Source organism: Microbacterium sp. NPDC008134, assembly GCF_042957055.1.
GTDB lineage: Bacteria > Actinomycetota > Actinomycetes > Actinomycetales > Microbacteriaceae > Microbacterium.
In genome coordinates this window covers 1,739,374-1,760,675 of the sequence record NZ_JBIBHO010000001.1, presented here as the reverse complement: position 1 = coordinate 1,760,675, position 21,302 = coordinate 1,739,374, and the positions used below count along the sequence as shown (strand labels likewise).

Sequence of the window (21,302 nt, the reverse complement as noted above, 5' to 3'; positions counted from 1 at the left end):
CTCATCATGGCCGGACACCACACCAAGGGCATCATCGATCCCCCCATCGACAACCTGCTCGACCGCGTCGATTCGAAGTACGAGCTTGTGATCTATGCGTCGAAGCGCGCGCGTCAGATCAACGACTACTACTCCGACCTGCACGAGGGAAACCTCTTCGACAACGTCGGCCCGCTGGTCGACTCCTCGGTCGAGGACAAGCCGCTCACGATCGCGCTGCACGAGATCAACGAGGACAAGCTCCGCCTGCGTCACGCAGAGTGATATTCGTGGCCCGTACACCCGCTCTGTCGGTGGTGCGGGCCACAATGGGTTCATCAGCCCTTCCCCTTCGCGATCTTGTTTCTGGAGCCACCGATGAGCGCCCTGCGTCTGTTCACGTCCGAGTCCGTCACCGAAGGGCACCCGGACAAGATCTGCGATCAGATCTCGGACAGCATCCTCGACGGCCTGCTCTCGAAGGATCAGGGTTCCCGTGTCGCGGTTGAGACGCTCGTCACGACGGGACTCGTCCATGTCGCGGGTGAGATCCGCACCGAGGCGTACGTTGACATCCCCACCATCGTCCGCCAGGTCGTCAACGGCATCGGCTACACGTCCAGTGAGACGGGTTTCGATGGCGACTCCTGCGGCGTGAGCGTCTCGGTCGGCGAGCAATCCACCGACATCGCGCACGGCGTCGACAACGCTCAGGAGCACCGCGACGGTTCCTCCGTCGACCCGCTCGACGGTCTCGGCGCCGGCGACCAGGGCATCATGTTCGGCTTCGCGACGAACGAGACGCCGCAGCTCATGCCCATGGCGGCCTGGACGGCGCATCGCATCGCGGAGCGCCTCACCGAAGTCCGCCGCAGCGGCGAGCTGCCGTTCCTCCGTCCCGACGGCAAGACCCAGGTCACGCTCGGGTACGACGGATTCACACCGAAGACTGTCGACGCGGTCGTCGTCTCGACCCAGCACCACCCCGACATCTCGCAGGACGAGCTCCAGTCGCTGGTGCGCGAGCGCGTGATCGCGCCGGTGCTCGAGACGACGGGACTCGATCTCGACGACGTCACGCACTACATCAACCCCGCGGGCCCGTTCGTCACGGGCGGCCCCAAGGGAGACGCCGGTCTGACCGGACGCAAGATCATCATCGACACCTACGGCGGCGCCGCCCGTCACGGTGGCGGCGCGTTCAGCGGCAAGGACCCGTCGAAGGTCGATCGCTCCGGCGCCTACGCGACCCGCTGGGTCGCGAAGAACGCCGTCGCCGCCGGCCTGGCCGATCGGCTCGAAGTGCAGGTCGCCTACGCGATCGGTGTCGCGCGTCCGGTGGGCCTGTACGTCGAGACCTTCGGCACCGGCAAGGTATCTGACGAGGTGATCACCCGCGCGATCAACGAAGTCTTCGATCTGCGTCCGCAGGCGATCATCGAGCAGCTCGACCTGCTGCGCCCGATCTACGCGCAGACCGCCGCCTACGGACACTTCGGGCGCGAGCTCCCCGATTTCACGTGGGAGCGCACCGATCGGGTCGCCGAACTGCGCCGCGCTGCCGGCCTGTGACGGAACGCCCCCTCCCATGAGCGCCGAGAGCCGGCGCATCGCGCGCGTGCTGCTCGACTCGCCGCTGCCGCAGCTCGACCGTCTCTTCGACTACGCGGTGCCCACCGAGCTCGCCGAGATCCTGCCCGGCGTGCGCGTGAAGGTGCCGCTGCGAACGGCGGGCCGGGTGATCGACGGGTACGTCGTCGAGGTCGGTACCGAAGACGACGCCGACCGGCCGCTCTCCGAGATCGACAGCATCGTCTCCCCGGTGCAGGTGCTGCCGGAGCGGTTGCACCGACTCGCCCGAGCGGTCGCCGATCGTGCGGCGGGTTCGGCATCCGACATCCTCCGTCTCGTCGTCCCGAAGCGGCAGGTGCGCGTCGAGAAGGCGTGGACCGCCGACACAGCACCGTACGACCCCTCGCGCGAGAGCGTCGAATCCGCGGATACGGTCGTCGCGCTGTACGACGGGCTGGGGGAGACCGTGGACGGCAGCGGTCGTGCGGCGGTCGAGGCGATCCCCGGCCTTGATGACGGTCGTCCCGCGTGGGCCGTGATGCTCGCCGCCACCGCGGTGCGAACGCTCGCGGGCGGGCGGTCGTCGATCCTCGTGGTTCCGGATCATCGCGACCTCGATCGAGTGCTCGTCGCCCTGGCCGACCTCGTCCCGCCCGAACAGGTCGTGCGGTATGACTCGCGCCAGACAAATCCGGATCGCTATCGCGCCTTCCTGCGATCACTCGAGGACGCGCCCTGCATCGTCGTCGGCAACCGCTCGGCCGTGTACGCGCCGGTGAGGGCCGGCCTCGTCGCGATCTGGGACGACGGCGACCCGCTGCTCGGCGAGCCTCTCGCCCCCTACGTCAACGCCCGGGATGCGGCCCTCCTCCGCCAGGGTGAGGAGGGCTCTGCGCTCCTGCTCGCCGGGCACACCCGTACGACCGATGTCGAACGCCTCGTCGCTCTCGGATGGCTCCGAGACATCCGCGCGACACGCCGCGTGCTGCCCCGCGTCATCCTGAGTACACCCCAGGAGATGGAGCAGCCCACCGCCCAACGGATGCCGTCGTCGGCCTTCCTCGCCGCGCGCGAGGCGACGGCCGACGGACCGGTGCTCGTGCAGGTGTCCCGACCGGGTTTCGCGCCGTCGCTCGTGTGCGCCGAGTGCCGCGCACCGGCGCGTTGCGCGCACTGCGGCGGTCCGCTGGGCGCACGCCACCGGGGAGCCGTGCCGGTGTGCGGCTGGTGCGGGCGGAGCGCACGGGCGTGGACCTGCCCGACGTGCTCGTCGACGAAGCTGCGTCTCGCCTCCTCAGGGAGCGAGCGCACTGCCGATGAGCTCGGTCGCGCCTTCCCCGGCGTCCGCGTGATCGTGGCGGACGGCGCCCACCCCGTGGAGAAGGTCGATGCGAAGCCTGCTCTCGTCGTGGCGACGCGCGGCGCCGAACCTGCGGCGGAAGGCGGGTATCGGGCGATCGTCCTGCTCGACGGCCCGCGGATGCTGCAATCGCCCGACCTCCGGATCGGCGAGTCGTGCCTGCGGTGGTGGTCGAACGCCGCGGCACTCGCTGCCCCCGGCGCGCCGATCCACCTGGTCGGTGTCAACGGTGCCACCGCGCGCGCTCTGGCGACGTGGAACCAGAGCGGGTACGCCCGTTCGGAGCTCGAGAGCCGCGCACCGCTGCACATGCCCCCGACCACGCGGGTCGCGCTCGTCGAGGGATCGGCCGCCGCCGTCTCCCGTGCGCTGACCGCCGTCGGTGAGTTGGGGCTTCCCTCGGATGCCGTGCTGGGGCCGGTGCCCGTGGAGTCCGACGACGTGCCCGCACGCGTGCGGGCACTGGTCCGATTCGACTACGGCGCAGGAACGCGCGTCGTGACAGCGCTCCGCGCCGCCGTCGTCGCCGAGGCCGTCGCCAGCCGCCGGGGTCGGGGTAAGAATCCTCGGAGCACTCTCACCGTCCGCCTCGATATCCTCGATCCAGAACTCTGATCCTTCCGGAGAACCTTTCATGCGCCTCGTCTTCGCCGGTACACCGGCTGCCGCAGTCCCCACGCTCCGCCGTCTCGCGGCCGAGCACGACGTCGTCGGTGCCGTCACGCGACCGGATGCGCCGCTGGGGCGCAAGCGGGTGCTCACCCCGTCGCCGGTCGCCCAGGCCGCCGTCGAGCTCGGCATCCCCGTGATCGCCGCCGCACGTCTCGATGCCGAGGCGACCGAGCGGATTCTGGCCCTCGAGCCGGAACTCGGCGTGATCGTCGCCTACGGCGGTCTGGTGCGCGAGCCGCTGCTCTCCGGTCCGCGGGAGGGCTGGATCAACCTGCACTTCTCCATCCTGCCGGCTTGGCGCGGAGCGGCACCGGTGCAGCGCGCGCTGATCGCCGGCGATCCGGTCCTGGGCTCCAGCGTGTTCCAGCTGGTCGCTGAACTCGATGCCGGCGACGTGTTCGCGAGCCGTGCGGTCACGCTCCCCGCAGCAGCGACCGCGGATGAAGCACTCGCTGCTCTCGCCGAGGACGGCGCGGAGCTCACGGCGCAGGTGGTCGCCGGGATCGCCGACGGCAGCGCCCGCGCGATTCCCCAAACCGGTGAGCCGACTTTTGCACCCAAACTCGCTCTCGAGGACGGAGCCCTCGACTGGTCGCTCCCGCTGGAGCCCGTCTTCGCCCGGTTCCGCGGCGTCACGCCCGAGCCAGGTGCGCATACGACCGTCGGCGGCATGCGGCTGAAGATCCTCGAAGCGGCTCCGGCAGCCGACGCCGCGCCTCTCGCGCCGGGAGAGATCGGTGCCACGAAGACCAGCGTGCTGATCGGCACCGCCTCGACCCCGCTCGCCGTCACTCGCGTGCAGCCGGCGGGAAAGGGAGCCATGAACGCCGCCGATTGGTGGCGCGGACAGCGCGATGCCGAAGGGATGCGTGCAGGATCATGAGCGACGAGAAACGACGTCGTCAGGGTAAGCCAGGGCCCTCCCGCCGGCGCACCGATGCCACCCAGCGGTCGGCACGCGGTGGCGGCGCACGCGTGCAGACGCGGTCTGTACAGCCCGCGCGACGGGTGGCGTACGGCATCCTGCGGGCCGTGTCGGAGGACGACGCCTACGCCAACCTCGCGCTGCCGCACGCGATCGGCGAGGCCCGCCTCACTCCACAGGATGCGGCACTGGCGACGGAGCTGACGTACGGCACGCTCCGCCGACGCGGCACCTACGACGCGATCATCTCGTCCGCCGCCGACCGGCCGGTCGACACCATCGATCCCGCGGTGCTCGACGCGCTTCGTCTCGCGGTGCACCAGTTGCTATCGACGCGCGTGGCCTCGCACGCGGCCGTCAACGAGTCGGTGAACATCGTCGCCACCGAGGTGAGCCGGGGCGCGTCGAGCTTCGCCAACGCGGTGTTGCGCCGCGTCTCCCGTGAGACGCCGGGCGAGTGGCAGGACAGGATCGAGGCATCCGCGCGCTCCGACGACGAACGCCTGTCTCTGCGCAGCGCGCATCCGGTCTGGGTCATCCGCGCGCTCCGTCGCGCTCTCGACGCCGAGGGCCGGGGCGCGGAGCTGGAGGATCTCCTCGAGGCCGACAACGTCTCCCCGGATGTGACGCTGGTGGCGCTTCCGGGACTCGCCGAGCCGGCAGAACCCCACAGGCCCTACGCGCCGACCGCCTTCGGGTCGCCCGGCGGCGATCCGCACACGATCATCACCGATGCGCACGGAACGGTCCGGGTCCAGGACGAGGGATCCCAGCTCGTTGCGCTCGCCCTCGCGGCGGCGAAGCCGGTCGTCTCGGGCGAGAGATGGCTCGATCTGTGCGCGGGCCCCGGCGGCAAGACCGCCCTGCTCGGCGCGATCGCACACGAGACCGGTGCGACGCTCGAAGCGAACGAGGTCGTGCCGACACGCGCGGGTCTGGTGCGCAACGCGCTCCGCCCTGTTCCCGGTGACGTTCCCGTGCACGAGGAAGACGGCCGTGTGCTCGCCAGGTCGCACCCCGGGCAGTTCGACCGTGTGCTCGTCGATGCGCCCTGCACGGGTCTCGGCGCGCTGCGGCGACGGCCCGAGGCCCGCTGGCGCAAGTCCCCGGCGGATGTCGCCGAACTGGTGCCGCTCCAGGAGGAGTTGCTCTCCGCTGCGATCGACGCGCTCGCACCGGGGGGAATCGTCGCGTACGTCACGTGCTCGCCCCACCTCGCCGAGACGACGGGTGTCGTCCAGGAGGTCCTCCGCGGCCGCGACGACATCGTCGAGCTCGATGCGCGCGCCGTCGTCTCCGAGATCGTCCGCTCGCCGATCGATCTCGCAGCCGACGGCCGCTCCGAATCCGGTTCGGTCCAGCTCTGGCCTCACCGCCACGGCACCGATGCCATGTTCCTCGCGCTCCTGCAGCGCGCACCGAAGGGAGAGTGACCGTGGAGCTTCCCCGCGCGCCGCGCATCAATCCGAGCATCCTCGCCGCCGATTTCGTCAACATGCAGAGGGATCTCGCGAAGATCGCCTCCGCCGACTTCGCGCACGTCGACGTCATGGACAACCACTTCGTCCCGAACCTCACGTTCGGGCCGCAGATGGTGGAGCGGATCCAGGCGACGAGTCCCATCCCGCTCGACGTGCATCTGATGATCTCGGATCCCGACCGCTGGGCTCCCGGGTACGCCGAGCTCGGGGCCGCGAGCGTGACCTTCCACCTCGAGGCCGCCGCCGATCCGGTGGCGCTCGCTCGCCGTCTGCGCGACATCGGTACGCGCGCCGGCGTCGCGATCAAGCCGGGCACGGCGGGGGAGAGCCTGTACGAGATCCTCGACGAGTTCGATCAGATCCTGGTGATGACGGTGGAGCCCGGTTTCGGGGGACAGGGATTCATGCCCGAGACGATGCCGAAGCTGCGCGGGCTCGCCGACGAGGCGAAGCGCCGCGGCTCCGACGTCTGGCTGCAGGTCGACGGCGGGATCTCCGATCGCACGATCGAGATCGCCGCAGCCGCGGGAGCCGACACCTTCGTCGCAGGCTCCGCGGTGTACGGGGCCGACGACGTCGAGGCGGCCGTCACGCGGCTCAGGGGCCTCGCCGAAGCCGGTAGCCTGGAAGCGTGAAGACTTTCGACGAGCTGTTCGCCGAGCTCAGCGTCAAGGCCGAGACCCGACCCGAGGGCTCGGGGACGGTCGCCGAACTCGACGGCGGCGTGCACACCATCGGCAAGAAGATCGTCGAAGAGGCCGCCGAGGTGTGGATGGCCTCCGAGTACGAGTCCGACGAGGCAGCCGCCGAGGAGATCTCGCAGTTGCTGTACCACGTGCAGGTGATGATGCTCGCGAAGGGGCTCTCGCTGCAGGACGTCTATCGACATCTGTGATGCGCTCCGCCCATCCCGATTCGATCTGAAAGTCAGACATGCTGCGCATCGCCGTTCCCAACAAGGGCTCTCTCTCCGAGACCGCCGCCGAGATGCTCGCGGAGGCCGGATACGCCGGCCGCCGCGACCCCAAGACCCTGCACGTGATCGACGCCGAGAACGACGTCGAGTTCTTCTTCCTCCGCCCGCGTGACATCGCGACGTATGTCGCATCCGGCGCGCTCGACGTGGGGATCACGGGCCGTGACCTCCTGCTCGACGTGCAGCAGCCCGCGCGCGAGATCGAGCAGCTCGGCTTCGGCGGCTCGACCTTCCGTTTCGCGGGCCCTCCCGGCCGGTTCTCGTCGCTCCAGGACCTCGAGGGCGTCCGCGTCGCGTCCGCCTATCCGGGTCTCGTCGGCGCATTCCTGCGCGAGCACGGTGTCACCGCCGAGCTCGTGCAACTCGACGGCGCCGTCGAGTCCGCCGTGCGTCTGGGCGTGGCGGATGCCGTGGCCGATGTCGTCTCCACCGGCACGACGCTCCGGCAGGCCGGCCTCGAGATCTTCGGACCGGTGATCCTCGAGTCCGAGGCCGTGCTGATCAGCCGCGACGGTGACGCCGACGGCACCGATACTCTTCTGCGCCGACTGCGCGGCGTCATGGTCGCCCGTCGCTACGTGCTCGTCGACTACGACCTCCCGGCCGACCTCGTCGATCAGGCCGTCGCGATCGCCCCGGGTCGAGAGTCTCCGACGATCTCACCGCTACGCGATCCCGCCTGGGTCGCCGTGCGCGTGATGATCCCGCGCAAGCGCGTGAACCAGGTGATGGACGACCTCTACGCGCTCGGAGCTCGGGCGATCCTCGTCACCGCCATCCACGCCGCGAGGCTCTGATGGCTCTCGCGCGACGGGTGATCCCGTGCCTCGACGTGGCCGACGGCCGTGTCGTGAAGGGCGTGAACTTCGAGAATCTCCGTGACATGGGAGATCCCGTCGAGCTCGCGCGGCACTACGCCGCACAGGGCGCCGATGAGATCACCTTCCTCGACGTGACTGCCACCGTCGACGCGCGCGCGACGACGTACGACGTCGTGCAGCGCACGGCCGAGCAGGTCTTCGTTCCGCTGACCGTCGGCGGGGGAGTGCGCACCGTCGACGACGTCGCTCGGCTGCTCGCCGTGGGCGCGGACAAGGTCGGCGTGAACTCCGCGGCGATCGCACGCCCCGACCTGGTGGGCGAGATCGCCGACCGGTTCGGCGCTCAGGTGCTCGTGCTCTCACTCGACGTCAAGCGCGCGGAGGGGACCGCCTCTGGCTTCGTCGTCACCACGCACGGCGGGCGCACGCAGACGACGCTCGACGCACTGGAGTGGGCGCGTGAGGCTGCGGAACGCGGAGCAGGCGAGCTCCTCGTGAACTCGATCGACGCCGACGGCACGCGAGACGGGTTCGACCTCGAACTCGTGAGTATGATGCGCGAGGTCGCGACCGTCCCGGTGATCGCTTCGGGCGGAGCCGGTGCCGTGGAGCACTTCGCACCGGCGATCCACGCGGGCGCCGACGCCGTGCTCGCGGCCAGCGTGTTCCACACCGGCGCGCTGACCGTCGGCGACGTCAAGGACGCGCTGCGCGCGGAAGGAGTGCTGGTTCGATGACCGAACTCGATGCCCGGATCGCCCAGGTGGCCTGGAACGCCGACGGACTCGCCCCGGTGATCGTTCAGCAGTACGACTCGCACGAGGTGCTGATGATGGCGTGGGTCGACGAGGAGGCGCTGCGGCGCACGCTCACGTCCGGCCGCGCGACCTACTGGTCGCGCTCCCGTCAGGAGTACTGGCGCAAGGGCGACACCTCGGGGAACATCCAGGTGGTGCACGGCGCCCGACTGGACTGCGACGGCGACGCGATCCTGCTCACGGTCGACCAGACCGGGCCCGCCTGCCACACGGGAACGCGCACGTGCTTCGACACGACCGATCTGGAGGCCGCGGTCGGGAGCGCGTCCGAATGAACGTGGCGCGACGCGGGCGTTCGATCACCCTGCTCGGATTCCTCCTCGCCGGCGCGATCGGGATCATCTCCTCGACGCAGACCTGGCTGACGGTGCAACGCGCGGATGCCGGGGCCGAGATCCTGGTGCCCGGAGCATCCGCCCTCGTGCTGCTCGCTCCGCTGAGTCTCGCCGTGCTCGCCTTGGGCGCCGCGCTCTCGATCGCCGGCCCGGTTCTGCGCCTGATCTTCGCGATCCTCGCCGCCGGGGCCGCCGTGTTCCTGGGCTGGTCGACGCTCCAACTGCTCATCGCGGTGCCGCTGTCGTCCGTCGCGCCGACGGTCACCGAGGCCACCGGACTCGCGGGCGACGCCGCCGTCGAGACGGTGGTCGCATCGATCACCCCGTCGGCCTGGCCGGTGATCGCACTCGTCGGGTGGGTCCTCCTGCTCGCCGTCGCGATCTTCGCCCTGTTCACCTGGCGACGCTGGAAGAGCGGCGGCCGCCGGTACCGTACCGGTGGCGACGTTCCGGCCCACACCGACGGCCCCGTCGACGCGATCGATTCCTGGGACGACCTGTCCCGCGGAACCGATCCGACCCGATGACCCCGATAGACTGAATCCGATCCCGCTGTCGTTCCCCGGAGGAGACCATGACCAACCCGATCGCTGACCCCGGCCACGGACACTCGCCTGCGGCCTGGACCGCCGTCGTGATCATGCTCATCGGCTTCACCGCCGCCACGGTCGCGTTCTGCTTCGAGCAGCCGACCCTCGTCTGGATCACCGCCGCGTTGATCCCGATCGGCGCTCTGGTCGGTTGGATCCTCGCCAAGGCCGGTTACGGCGTGAAGGGCCCCAAGTACTCGCCGAAGGCGCACTAGTGGTCCTCGCCGACCTGACGGCCGGCGCTGTCGCAGACGCCGAGCGTCGCGCCCTCTCGCGTCCCCTGGCGCAGGTCGAGCGAGAAGCCCTCGCCCGGCCAGCCGCGAAGGATGCGCTGTCGTTCCTCGCCCCCGCGACGCGGGTGAAGATCATCGCGGAGGTCAAGCGCGCGAGTCCCTCTCGCGGCGCTCTCGCCGAGATCCCCGACCCCGCGCTCCAGGCCTCGCTCTACGAGACCGGCGGCGCGTCGGCGATCAGCGTGCTGACCGAGGAACGCCGATTCGGCGGCAGCCTCGCCGACCTCGAGGCGGTCACCGCAAAAGTGTCGCTCCCGGTGCTGCGCAAGGACTTCATCGCCACCCGCTACCAGGTGCTCGAAGCCCGCGCCGCGGGTGCTGACCTGGTGCTCTTGATCGTCGCCGGTCTGGAGCCCGCCGTGCTGCAGGACCTGTTCGGGTTCATCGGCGAGCTCGGCATGACGCCGCTCGTGGAGACGCACTCCGCGGATGAACTCGAGGCGGCCATCGACCTCGGCGCACCGCTCATCGGCGTCAACGCGCGCGACCTGAAGACCCTCGAGCTCGATCGCGATCTCTTCGGCCGGCTGGCCGACCGCATCCCTGATTCCGCGATCAAGATCGCCGAGTCCGCCGTGCTCACCCCTGCGGACGTCGCTCACTACCGCGGTGCGGGAGCCGATGTCGTCCTCATCGGCGAGGCCCTCGTGACCGGCGACCCCGTCACGACGCTCACCACTTTCCTGGAGGCCGGCGAATGAGCCTGCGCGAACAGCACGGACCGTACTTCGGCACGTTCGGCGGCCGGTACATGCCGGAATCCCTCATCGCTGCGATCGACGAACTGACCGTGGCCTACGAGGCCGCCGTCGCCGACCCCGAGTTCCGAGCGGAGCTCGCCGGGCTCCTGACGTCCTACGCCGGTCGTCCCTCGATCCTCACCGAGGTCCCGCGCTTCGCGGAGCACGCCGGGGGAGCGCGGGTCTTCCTCAAGCGGGAAGATCTGAACCACACCGGATCGCACAAGATCAACAACGTGCTGGGCCAGGCGCTCCTGACGAAGCGTCTGGGCAAGACCCGCGTGATCGCCGAGACCGGTGCCGGGCAGCACGGCGTGGCCACCGCGACGGCCGCCGCGCTCTTCGGTCTCGACTGCACGATCTACATGGGCGAGGTCGACACCGAGCGTCAGGCGCTGAACGTCGCGCGCATGCGGCTGCTCGGGGCCGAGGTCGTCGCGGTGACCTCGGGATCGCGCACCCTCAAGGACGCGATCAACGACGCGTACCGCGATTGGGTCGCTTCGGTCGAGACGACCAACTACATCTTCGGCACCGCCGCCGGTCCCCACCCGTTCCCGGCGATGGTCCGCGACTTCCAGAAGATCATCGGCGAGGAGGCGCGCGAGCAGCTCCTCGCCGAGGTCGGGCGCCTCCCGGATGCCGTGGTCGCCTGCGTGGGCGGTGGATCCAACGCGATCGGCATGTTCGACGCCTTCCTTGACGACGAGGGGGTGCGTCTGTACGGCGTGGAGGCGGCGGGTGACGGCGTCGACACGCCTCGGCACGCCGCGTCGATCGAACGCGGTCGTCCGGGCGTGCTGCACGGTTCGCGCACGTACGTGCTGCAGGACGAGGACGGCCAAACGGTCGAGTCGCACTCCATCTCCGCCGGGCTCGACTACCCGGGTGTCGGTCCGGAGCACTCGTGGCTCGCTGACATCGGTCGCGCCGCGTACATCCCCGCCACGGATGACGAGGCGATGCAGGCGCTGCGCTTTCTGAGCCGTACCGAGGGCATCATCCCGGCGATCGAGTCGGCTCACGCCCTCGCCGGTGCACTGCGCATCGGAAGCGAGCTCGGGCCGGATGCCGTCATCGCGGTGTGCCTGTCGGGGCGCGGCGACAAGGACATGGCCACGGCCGCGTCCTACTTCGACCTGTACGACGCGTCGACCACCGACGGAGGAGACCAGTGAGCCGCATCGAGCGCGCTTTCGACAAGGCGGAGGCCGACGGGCGCAAGGTCTTCGTCGGCTACCTCCCGGTCGGCTACCCCGACCTCGAGACGAGCATCCAGGCGGCGATCACCCTCGCCCGCAACGGCGTCGACATCATCGAGCTCGGGCCTCCTTACAGCGACCCGGTCATGGACGGCGCCGTCATCCAGGAGGCGACGACGGCCGCGCTGGCCGCCGGATTCCGGACGGCCGATCTCTTCACGGCGCTCCGCGCCATCACTGCGGCCACCGATGTTCCGGTCCTCGTCATGACGTACTGGAACCCGGTCGTCCAGTACGGCGTCGATCGATACGCCGATGATCTGCTCGCCTCCGGCGGAGCGGGACTCATCACCCCCGACATCACGCCCGAGGTGGCCGACGAGTGGATCGCCGCGAGCGAGCGCACCGGTCTCGACCGAGTGTTCCTCGCCGCCCCGACGTCGTCTGACGAGCGCCTCGCCCTGGTGGCGCGTTCCTCGACCGGATTCGTCTACACCGTCTCGACGATGGGGATCACGGGGGAGCGGGCCGAACTGGACCGCGCCGCCCGCACGCTCGTCAGCCGCCTGCGCGCACAGGGCGCCGAGCGCGCCTGCGTCGGCATCGGCATCTCCACGGCCGAACAGATCGCCGCGGTGTCGGAGTACGCCGACGGCGCGATCGTCGGAACCGCGCTCGTCCGCGCGCTCCGCGACGGAGGACTCGACGCCCTCGCCGACGTCACCCGAACCCTGGCCGCCGGCACTTCGTCGTCGAGCCCCCTCATCGAGAAGTAGGATCGCACTCATGTCCCTCGCGCTCCACAGCACCCTCAGCGGCGTGCTCACCAGCATCCCGAGTCCGCCCGAGTCGTCGTTCACGCTCGGCCCGCTCACGATCCACTACTACGCGCTGTGCATCATCGCGGGGATCATCGTCGCCACGCTGCTGACCAATCACCGCCTCACCAAGCGCGGGGCGGAGCCGTGGGTCGTCATCGACATCTCGATCCTCGCCGTGCCGCTCGCGATCATCGGTGCGCGCATCTTCCACGTCGCGACGCACCCGAACGACTACTTCGGTGAGGGTATCAACACCTGGAACCCGTTCGAGCCCGGCTCCGTGTGGGCGATCTGGGAGGGCGGCATCGCGATCTTCGGTGCCCTCATCGGCGGCGCTATCGGCGCCTACCTCGGCTGCAAGTGGACCGGCATCCGCTTCTGGAGCTTCGCCGACGCGCTCGCGCCGGGCCTGCTCCTCGCCCAGGCGATGGGCCGCTTCGGAAACTGGTTCAACCACGAGCTGTTCGGTCTTCCCACCGATCTGCCGTGGGGACTCGAGATCGAGTCGACCAACAGCGCCTTCCCGCCCGGGCTGCCGGAGGGCACGCTCTTCCACCCGACCTTCCTCTACGAGGTCATCTGGAACGGTCTGGGCGTCATCGTGCTGCTGTGGCTCGGTCGCAAGCTGTTCTTCCAGTGGGGCCGCCTCTTCGCGATCTACCTCATCTGGTACAGCGCGGGCCGCGTCGTCTGGGAGTCGATCCGCATCGACCCGAGCGAGATCATCCTCGGCCTGCGCAGCAACGTCGCGGCCGCGATCCTCGGCATCCTCATCGGGCTCGCCATCCTCATCGTGCAGACCCGCCGCCACCCCGGACTCGAGCCGTCGCCGTACATGCCCGGCCGGTCGCGGAAGGACCTCGACGACGCTGATGTACAATCGCAGGACAATCCCTCTGACTTCGTCGACGTGAGCGAGCCTCCGGCTGACGAGGTCACCGCAGGAGCTACCGCCACAAGCACCGCTCCCACGAGCGAGAACGGCTCCCGATAGCCGCCACCTCGTGGCGCGAGAGAACCATTGCACTGAACGAGCGGGCCAACGTCGTCCCCGGTGTCACTTGAATATCTGAGGACGGTAACTGGTGTACTTCCAGCCCCCTTACGGCGCCTCCGGCGCTTACCCCCCGAAGCAGGGCATGTACAACCCGGCGTTCGAGAAGGACGCCTGCGGCCTGGCCATGGTCGCGACCCTGCGCGGCTACGCCGGGCACGACATCATCGCGTTGGCGCTCGAGGCGCTGCGCAACCTGGAGCACCGCGGTGCGATCGGCTCGGATGCCGGCACCGGAGACGGAGCGGGCATTCTCACGCAGATGCCGGACGCCTTCCTCCGCGCGGTGACCGACTTCGACCTTCCCCCGGTGGGGGAGTACGCCGCAGGACTCGCGTTCCTGCCTCGCGATTCCAGTGATCGCCGCCAGCAGAAGGCCGGCATCGAGAAGATCGCCCGTGCCGAGGGTCTGCGCGTTCTCGGGTGGCGCGAGGTTCCCACCGTCAACGAGCACCTCGGCAAGCTGGCCGACGAGGCCCGTCCCGCCTTCGAGCAGCTCTTCGTGAGCGCCGGCGGCACGACGCACGCCCACGCCCCCCTCACCGACATCGCGCTCGACCGCGTCGCCTACCGCCTGCGCAAGCGCGCGGGGCATGAGCTCGGCGCCTACTTCGTCTCTCTCTCGAGCCGCACCCTCGGCTACAAGGGCATGGTGACAACGCTCCAGCTCGAGCCGTTCTACCCGGACCTGCAGGACGAGCGCTTCGCCTCCGAGCTCGCGGTCGTGCACTCCCGCTACTCGACCAACACCTTCCCCTCGTGGCCGCTCGCGCAGCCGCTGCGGATGCTCGCGCACAACGGCGAGATCAACACCGTCGGCGGCAACCGCAACTGGATGCGCGCCCGCCAGTCGCAGCTCGAGTCCGAGCTGCTGGGCGATGTGCGCCCGCTGCTCCCGATCTGCACCGACGGCGCCAGCGACTCGGCCTCCTTCGATGAGGTTCTCGAGCTGCTGACGCTCACCGGCCGTAGCCTGCCGCACGCCATCATGATGATGGTTCCCGAGGCCTACGAGAAGCAGACCGACATCACGCCGGAGCTGCGCGCGTTCTACGAGTACCACTCGAATCAGATGGAGCCGTGGGACGGCCCCGCGGCGCTCATCTTCACCGACGGCACGCTCGTCGGCGCGACGCTCGACCGCAACGGACTGCGCCCAGGCCGTTGGACCGAGACCACCGACGGCCTGATCGTGATCGGGTCCGAGACCGGCGTGCTCACGTTCGAGCCGGAGCGCATCAAGCGCCGCGGTCGTCTGCGCCCGGGAAAGATGTTCCTCGTCGACACCGCGCAGCGCCGGATCGTCGAGGACGAGGAGATCAAGCGCGATCTCTCGACCCTGCAGCCATGGCAGGAGTGGCTCGACGCGGGCGCCGTGCGCCTGGCCGAGCTGCCCGAGCGCGAGCACATCGTGCACCCGCCGGCATCCATCACGCGCCGCCAGCGCACCTTCGGCTACACCGAGGAGGAGGTCCGCATCCTCCTGACCCCGATGGGGCAGAACGGCGCCGAGCCGCTCGGTGCCATGGGATCCGACACGCCCATCGCCGTGCTCAGCCAGCGTCCCCGCCTGCTGTTCGACTACTTCACGCAGCAGTTCGCGCAGGTGACGAACCCGCCGCTGGACTCGATCCGCGAAGAGGTCGTCACGAGCCTCAAGCTCGGGCTCGGCCCGGAGAGCAACCTGTTGTCGTGGGGTCCGGAGCACACCCGCACCGTCTCCCTCGACTTCCCGGTCATCGACAACGACGAGCTCGCGAAGATCCGTCACATCGACAAGGCCCTTCCCGACCGTTCGAGCGCCACGATCCGCGGTCTCTACCACTTCGACGCGGGCTCCGATTCGCTCGCCGAGCGGCTCGAGGAGATGTGCGCCGAGGCCGACGCGGCCATCGAGGCCGGAGCCGAGTTCCTCATCCTCTCCGACCGCGACTCGAACAAGGACCTCGTCCCGATCCCGTCGCTCCTGATGGTCGCGGCGGTGCATCACCACCTGATCCGTCGTGAGAACCGCATGAAGGTCGGTCTCATCGTCGAGGCGGGCGATGTGCGCGAGGTCCACCACGTGGCGACGCTCATCGGTTACGGGGCCTCGGCCATCAACCCGTACCTGGCGATGGAGACGGTCGAGCACCTCGTGCGCACCGGCTACATCACCGGCATCTCCCCGGAGAAGGCCGTCCGCAACCTGATCTACGCGCTCGGCAAGGGCGTGCTCAAGATCATGTCGAAGATGGGCATCTCGACGGTGTCGTCGTACGCCGGCGCACAGGTGTTCGAGGCCGTCGGCCTCAGCCAGGAGTTCATCGACGCCTACTTCACGCGCACCGAGTCCAAGCTCGGCGGCATCGGCATCGAAGAGGTGTTCGCCGAGAACCAGGCACGTCACGACTACGCGTACCCCGAGGATGCCGCGGCGCGGGCGCACGAGCGCCTGTGGACCGGCGGCGAGTACCAGTGGCGTCGCGACGGCTCGCCGCACCTCTTCAGCCCGGAGACCGTCTTCAAGCTGCAGCACTCGACGCGCACCCGCCGCTACGACATCTTCCGCGAGTACACGAAGCTCGTCGACGACCAGGCGGCGGAGCTCAAGACCCTGCGTGGCCTCTTCTCGCTGCGCACCGGCACGCGCAAGCCCGTGCCGCTCGACGAGGTCGAGCCCGTCTCGGCGATCGTCAAGCGCTTCTCGACCGGAGCGATGAGCTACGGCTCGATCTCGCGTGAGGCGCACGAAACGCTCGCGATCGCGATGAACCGCATCGGTGGCAAGTCGAACACCGGCGAGGGCGGCGAGGACTCCGAGCGCCTGATGGACCCGGAACGCCGCAGCGCGATCAAGCAGGTCGCCTCGGGACGCTTCGGGGTCACGAGCCAGTACCTCACCGAGTCGGACGACATCCAGATCAAGCTCGCACAGGGTGCGAAGCCCGGCGAGGGCGGTCAGCTGCCGCCGCAGAAGGTGTACCCGTGGGTCGCCCGCACCCGCGGCGGAACTCCCGGCGTCGGCCTCATCTCGCCGCCGCCGCACCACGACATCTACTCGATCGAGGACCTCAAGCAGCTCATCTTCGACCTGAAGAGGGCCAACCCCGAGGCGCGCATCCACACGAAGCTGGTCAGCCAGTCGGGCATCGGTGCGGTCTCGGCGGGCGTGGCGAAGGCGCTCAGCGACGTGATCCTCGTCTCCGGTCACGACGGGGGAACGGGCGCCAGCCCGCTCAACTCGCTCAAGCACGCGGGAACGCCGTGGGAGCTGGGTCTCGCCGAGACGCAGCAGACCCTCATGCTCAACGGCATGCGCGACCGCGTGGTCGTGCAGGTCGACGGACAGCTGAAGACCGGCCGCGATGTCATCATCGGCGCGCTGCTCGGTGCCGAGGAGTTCGGTTTCGCGACCGCGCCCCTCGTCGTCAGCGGTTGCATCATGATGCGCGTCTGCCACCTCGACACCTGCCCGGTCGGCGTCGCGACCCAGAACCCGGCGCTGCGCGAGCGGTTCACGGGCAAGCCCGAGTTCGTCGTGAACTTCATGGAGTTCATCGCCGAGGAGGTGCGCGAGCTGCTCGCGGAGCTCGGCTTCCGCTCGATCGACGAGATCGTCGGACGCGCCGAACTGCTCGAGACCAACGCGGCCATCGCGCACTGGAAGACCGACGGTCTCGATCTGACCCCCGTGCTCGAAGGGCCGGTCTTCCCGGCTGGCGAGCCGCGTCGCAGCGGCCGGACGCAGGATCATGAGCTCGAGAAGCACTTCGACGTGCAGCTCATCGACATCGCCAAGAACGCCCTCCTCAACGGAGAGCCCGTGGTCGTCGAGCTTCCGATCGCCAACACCGAGCGTGCCGTCGGAACGATGCTGGGGCACCAGGTCACCGCGCGTCACGGCGCGGCCGGACTTCCGCGGGAGACGATCGACGTCACGCTGCACGGAACCGCCGGGCAGTCGCTCGGAGCGTTCATGCCGCAGGGCATCGTGCTGCGACTCGAGGGCGACGCCAACGACTACGTCGGCAAGGGTCTCTCGGGAGGCGACATCACGATCCGTCCGCCCCGCGGCTCGCAGATCGCCCCCCACGAGAACGTCATCGCCGGAAACGTGATCGGCTACGGCGCGACGGCGGGGACCATGTTCCTCTCCGGCGTCGTCGGCGAGCGGTTCCTCGTCCGGAACTCCGGTGCGACCGCCGTGGTCGAGGGCGTGGGAGACCACGCGCTCGAGTACATGACCGGTGGTCTGGCCGTCATCCTCGGATCGACGGGCCGCAACTTCGGCGCCGGTATGTCCGGGGGAGTGGCGTACGTCCACGCGCTCGACACCGCGAAGATCAACGCCCAGTCGCTCGGGAGCGGTGAACTGCTCCTCGAGCCGCTCGACCGCGCCGACCTCGAAGTCCTGCGCAGTCTTCTCGTCGAGCACGTCGAACGCACCGCGTCGCCTCTCGGCAGCGAGATGCTCGACCGCTTCGCCGAGGTCTCGGCGGAGTTCGTCAAGGTCCTCCCGCGTGACTTCGCCGCCGTGCGGAGCATGCGCGAGGAAGCACTGGCCGAGGGGATCGACCCCGACGGCGACATCGTCTGGAACCGCATCCTGGAGGTGACCGGTGGCTGATCCCAAAGGCTTTCTGAAGGTAACCGAGCGCGAGCTCCCCGCTCGCCGTCCGGTGCCCGTCCGCATCATGGACTGGAAAGAGGTCTACGAGCCGGGCGACAAGGCCGTGCTCCGCCGCCAGGCGAGCCGGTGCATGGACTGCGGTGTGCCGTTCTGCCATTCGGGATGCCCGCTGGGCAACCTGATCCCCGAGTGGAACGACCTCACGTGGCGGGGCGAAGGCCGCGCTGCGATCGATCGCCTGCACGCGACGAACAACTTCCCGGAGTTCACCGGACGGCTGTGCCCCGCACCCTGCGAGAGCTCGTGCGTGCTGGGGATCAACCAGCCCGCCGTGACCATCAAGCAGATCGAGGTCTCGATCATCGACGAGGCCTTCTCCCAGGGCTGGGTCGAGGCTCAGCCCCCGGAGCGCCTGACCGGAAAGACGGTCGCGGTCGTCGGTTCCGGGCCCGCCGGGCTCGCCGCCGCGCAGCAGCTCACGCGCGCCGGTCACACCGTCGCCGTCTTCGAGCGGGATGACCGCATCGGCGGATTGCTCCGCTACGGCATCCCGGACTTCAAGATGGAGAAGGGCCAGCTCGAGGCGCGTCTTCGTCAGATGCAGGAGGAGGGCACCCGTTTCCGGGCCGGTGTCGAGATCGGCAAGGACATCACCTGGGCCGATCTGCGCGCCCGGTACGACGCGGTGGTCATCGCCACCGGATCGACGGTTCCCCGCGATCTGTCGATCCCCGGTCGTGACCTCGACGGCGTGCACTTCGCGATGGAGTACCTCGTCGAGTCGAACCACGCCGTCGCCGGCGACACGGTCACCGATCAGATCTCCGCCGAGGGCAAGCACGTCATCGTCATCGGTGGTGGCGACACGGGCGCGGACTGCATCGGCACCGCGCACCGCCAGGGCGCGCTGAGCGTGACCAACCTCGCGATCGGCAAGCAACCGGGAGACACGCGTCCCGACCACCAGCCGTGGCCGATGATGCCGACCGTGTTCGAGGTCTCCTCCGCTCACGAGGAGGGTGGGGAGCGCGTCTTCCTGGCCTCGACCGTCGAGTTCCTCTCGAACGAGGTCGGAGAGGTGCGCGCGCTGCGTGTCGCCGAGACCGAGTACATCGACGGCCGTCGCGTGCCCAAGAGCGGCACGGAGCGCGAGATCCCGGCCGATCTCGTGCTGATCGCGATGGGCTTCACCGGTCCCGAGACCGACGGCTTCACCGAGGACACCCGTCCGCAGCTCACCGACCGCGGTGCGTTCCGTCGCGACGCGACCTACGAGTCGACGGTGCCCGGCGTGTTCGTCGCTGGCGACGCGGGACGCGGACAGTCGCTCATCGTGTGGGCGATCGCCGAGGGTCGCGCCGCGGCCGCGAGCGTCGACCTGTACCTCATGGGCAGCACCGTTCTGCCGTCTCCCGTTCAGCCTCACGATGTCGCGATCGGCCTGCAGCCCGCGTAGGCTGAGGCCGGCAGTGTCGCCCGAGTTCTATCCCTTTATCCCCTGGAGAATCTGTTGAGACGCGCGAAAATCGTCGCCACCCTGGGCCCCGCAACTTCCACCTATGAGACCGTGCGCGCGCTGATCGACGCCGGTGTGGATGTCGCTCGCCTGAACCTCAGCCACGGTGACTACTCCGTGCACGAGAACAACTACGCGAACGTTCGCCGCGCCGCTGAGGACTCGGGCCGCGCGGTCGCGATCCTCGTCGACCTGCAGGGGCCGAAGATCCGCCTCGGCAAGTTCGAGGGCGGACCGTACGAGCTCGCCCAGGGCGACATCTTCAAGATCACGACCGAAGACATCATCGGTAACAAGGACATCTCCGGCACGACCTTCAAGGGTCTGCCGCAGGACGTCAAGCCGGGTGACTTCCTCCTGATCGACGACGGCAAGGTGCGCGTCGAGGTCGTCGAGACCGACGGCGTCACGGTGACCACCAAGGTCGTCGTCGCCGGTGCGGTGTCGAACAACAAGGGCATCAACCTGCCCGGAGTCGCGGTCAACGTTCCGGCGCTGAGCGAGAAGGACGAGGAGGACCTCCGCTGGGGTCTCCGGATCGGTGCCGACCTCATCGCCCTCTCGTTCGTCCGCAACGCGGACGACGTGACCCGCGTGCACGAGATCATGGCCGAGGAGGGCGTGCGCGTCCCCGTCATCGCCAAGGTCGAGAAGCCGCAGGCCGTGGATGCCCTCGAAGGCATCGTCGACGCGTTCGACGCCATCATGGTCGCCCGTGGCGACCTCGGTGTCGAGCTGCCGCTCGAGGCGGTGCCGATCGTGCAGAAGCGCGCCGTCGAGCTCGCTCGCCGCAACGCGAAGCCCGTCATCGTCGCGACGCAGATGCTCGAGTCGATGATCAGCAGCCCGGTGCCCACGCGCGCCGAGACCTCCGACGTCGCGAACGCGGTGCTCGACGGTGCGGATGCCGTCATGCTCTCGGGCGAGACCAGCGTCGGCGACTATCCGGTCGTCACGGTCGAGACCATGGCCCGCATCGTCGAGTCGACGGAGGAGCACGGCCTGGAGCGCATCGCGCCGCTCACGAGCAAGCCGCGCACCCAGGGCGGGGCGATCACGCTCGCGGCGCTCGAGGTCGCGGAGTTCGTTGAGGCGAAGTTCCTGTGCGTGTTCACGCAGTCCGGTGACAGCGCGCGTCGCCTGTCGCGCCTGCGCTCGCGCATCCCCATGCTCGCCTTCACGCCGGAGCCCGACATCCGTCGTCGCATGGCCCTGACCTGGGGCATCCAGTCGACGCTCGTCGAGATGGTGCAGCACACCGACCTCATGTACCTGCAGGTCGACGACTACCTGCTCTCGAACGGCCTCGCCGTCGAGGGCGACAAGGTCGTCGTGATCTCCGGTTCCCCTCCCGGGATCGCCGGTTCGACCAACGACATCCGCGTCCACAAGGTCGGAGACGCCGTCAACGGCGCCGCTCCGATCTACAAGGACGGCGTCTGACCCGAGCGGTCAGGGGAGGGGCGGGGCTTCGGCTCCGCCCCTCCGGCGTACCCGGCGATGACGGATGCCGACAGAAAAGGGTCCTGCACATA

The 21,302-nt window shown here is 69.3% G+C and carries 19 protein-coding genes; all 19 read left to right on the top strand.

The genetic code is table 11. From position 1 onward, the window contains the following. The first annotated feature begins 6 nt into the window (after window positions 1–6). The 19 genes from rpoZ (at window position 7) to pyk (ending at window position 21,210) form a co-directional block, all read left to right on the top strand. Complete coding sequence (gene rpoZ / locus ACFY9N_RS08335) at window positions 7–264, top strand: DNA-directed RNA polymerase subunit omega (RefSeq protein WP_247622455.1); 258 nt, start codon at window positions 7–9, stop codon at window positions 262–264. Window positions 265–357: 93 nt separating this feature from the next. Next, window positions 358–1,551: a methionine adenosyltransferase gene (metK, locus tag ACFY9N_RS08330; protein ID WP_391477985.1), complete on the top strand. Its 1,194-nt coding sequence runs from the start codon at window positions 358–360 to the stop codon at window positions 1,549–1,551. A 16-nt stretch (window positions 1,552–1,567) separates the two neighbouring features. After that, on the top strand, window positions 1,568–3,526 hold the full coding sequence (locus ACFY9N_RS08325; RefSeq protein WP_391477983.1) for a primosomal protein N': 1,959 nt from the start codon (window positions 1,568–1,570) through the stop codon (window positions 3,524–3,526). A gap of 19 nt (window positions 3,527–3,545) precedes the next feature. Beyond that, on the top strand, window positions 3,546–4,466 hold the full coding sequence (gene fmt / locus ACFY9N_RS08320) for a methionyl-tRNA formyltransferase (protein WP_391477982.1): 921 nt from the start codon (window positions 3,546–3,548) through the stop codon (window positions 4,464–4,466). Then, complete coding sequence (locus ACFY9N_RS08315) at window positions 4,463–5,941, top strand: RsmB/NOP family class I SAM-dependent RNA methyltransferase (protein ID WP_391477981.1); 1,479 nt, start codon at window positions 4,463–4,465, stop codon at window positions 5,939–5,941. Before fmt ends, ACFY9N_RS08315 begins: the two co-directional genes overlap by 4 nt. Before the next feature lie 2 nt (window positions 5,942–5,943). After that, complete coding sequence (rpe, locus tag ACFY9N_RS08310; protein ID WP_391477980.1) at window positions 5,944–6,624, top strand: ribulose-phosphate 3-epimerase; 681 nt, start codon at window positions 5,944–5,946, stop codon at window positions 6,622–6,624. Next, window positions 6,621–6,884, top strand: a complete 264-nt coding sequence (locus ACFY9N_RS08305; RefSeq protein WP_017202142.1) for a phosphoribosyl-ATP diphosphatase — start codon at window positions 6,621–6,623, stop codon at window positions 6,882–6,884. The genes rpe and ACFY9N_RS08305 overlap by 4 nt, the downstream gene beginning before the upstream one ends. A gap of 38 nt (window positions 6,885–6,922) precedes the next feature. Next, complete coding sequence (gene hisG / locus ACFY9N_RS08300; RefSeq protein WP_391477979.1) at window positions 6,923–7,762, top strand: ATP phosphoribosyltransferase; 840 nt, start codon at window positions 6,923–6,925, stop codon at window positions 7,760–7,762. Beyond that, complete coding sequence (gene hisF / locus ACFY9N_RS08295; protein ID WP_391477977.1) at window positions 7,762–8,523, top strand: imidazole glycerol phosphate synthase subunit HisF; 762 nt, start codon at window positions 7,762–7,764, stop codon at window positions 8,521–8,523. Before hisG ends, hisF begins: the two co-directional genes overlap by 1 nt. Beyond that, on the top strand, window positions 8,520–8,879 hold the full coding sequence (gene hisI, locus ACFY9N_RS08290) for a phosphoribosyl-AMP cyclohydrolase (protein WP_391477976.1): 360 nt from the start codon (window positions 8,520–8,522) through the stop codon (window positions 8,877–8,879). The genes hisF and hisI overlap by 4 nt, the downstream gene beginning before the upstream one ends. Next, entirely contained in the window at window positions 8,876–9,466 is a 591-nt protein-coding gene (locus ACFY9N_RS08285) for a Trp biosynthesis-associated membrane protein (RefSeq protein WP_391477974.1), read from the top strand. The genes hisI and ACFY9N_RS08285 overlap by 4 nt, the downstream gene beginning before the upstream one ends. A gap of 47 nt (window positions 9,467–9,513) precedes the next feature. After that, entirely contained in the window at window positions 9,514–9,744 is a 231-nt protein-coding gene (locus tag ACFY9N_RS08280) for an HGxxPAAW family protein (RefSeq protein WP_247622464.1), read from the top strand. Continuing rightward, on the top strand, window positions 9,744–10,523 hold the full coding sequence (gene trpC / locus ACFY9N_RS08275; RefSeq protein WP_391477973.1) for an indole-3-glycerol phosphate synthase TrpC: 780 nt from the start codon (window positions 9,744–9,746) through the stop codon (window positions 10,521–10,523). Before ACFY9N_RS08280 ends, trpC begins: the two co-directional genes overlap by 1 nt. After that, the gene (gene trpB / locus ACFY9N_RS08270; RefSeq protein WP_391477972.1) at window positions 10,520–11,740 is read left to right on the top strand and encodes a tryptophan synthase subunit beta; all 1,221 of its coding nucleotides are present in this window, start codon (window positions 10,520–10,522) and stop codon (window positions 11,738–11,740) included. The genes trpC and trpB overlap by 4 nt, the downstream gene beginning before the upstream one ends. Further along, window positions 11,737–12,540 carry a tryptophan synthase subunit alpha gene (gene trpA, locus ACFY9N_RS08265; RefSeq protein WP_391477970.1) on the top strand — a complete coding sequence of 268 codons (804 nt, stop codon included), beginning with the start codon at window positions 11,737–11,739 and terminating at the stop codon, window positions 12,538–12,540. Before trpB ends, trpA begins: the two co-directional genes overlap by 4 nt. A gap of 10 nt (window positions 12,541–12,550) precedes the next feature. After that, window positions 12,551–13,579, top strand: coding sequence for a prolipoprotein diacylglyceryl transferase (gene lgt, locus ACFY9N_RS08260; protein WP_391477969.1), 1,029 nt, complete (start codon window positions 12,551–12,553; stop codon window positions 13,577–13,579). Window positions 13,580–13,724: 145 nt separating this feature from the next. Then, on the top strand, window positions 13,725–18,248 hold the full coding sequence (gene gltB, locus ACFY9N_RS08255) for a glutamate synthase large subunit (RefSeq protein WP_391478471.1): 4,524 nt from the start codon (window positions 13,725–13,727) through the stop codon (window positions 18,246–18,248). Beyond that, window positions 18,241–19,707 (top strand): glutamate synthase subunit beta, encoded by a 1,467-nt coding sequence (locus tag ACFY9N_RS08250; protein WP_391477968.1) that lies wholly within the window; start codon window positions 18,241–18,243, stop codon window positions 19,705–19,707. Before gltB ends, ACFY9N_RS08250 begins: the two co-directional genes overlap by 8 nt. A 54-nt stretch (window positions 19,708–19,761) precedes the next feature. Then, the gene (gene pyk, locus ACFY9N_RS08245; RefSeq protein ID WP_391477967.1) at window positions 19,762–21,210 is read left to right on the top strand and encodes a pyruvate kinase; all 1,449 of its coding nucleotides are present in this window, start codon (window positions 19,762–19,764) and stop codon (window positions 21,208–21,210) included. The last annotated feature ends 92 nt before the right edge of the window (window positions 21,211–21,302 follow it).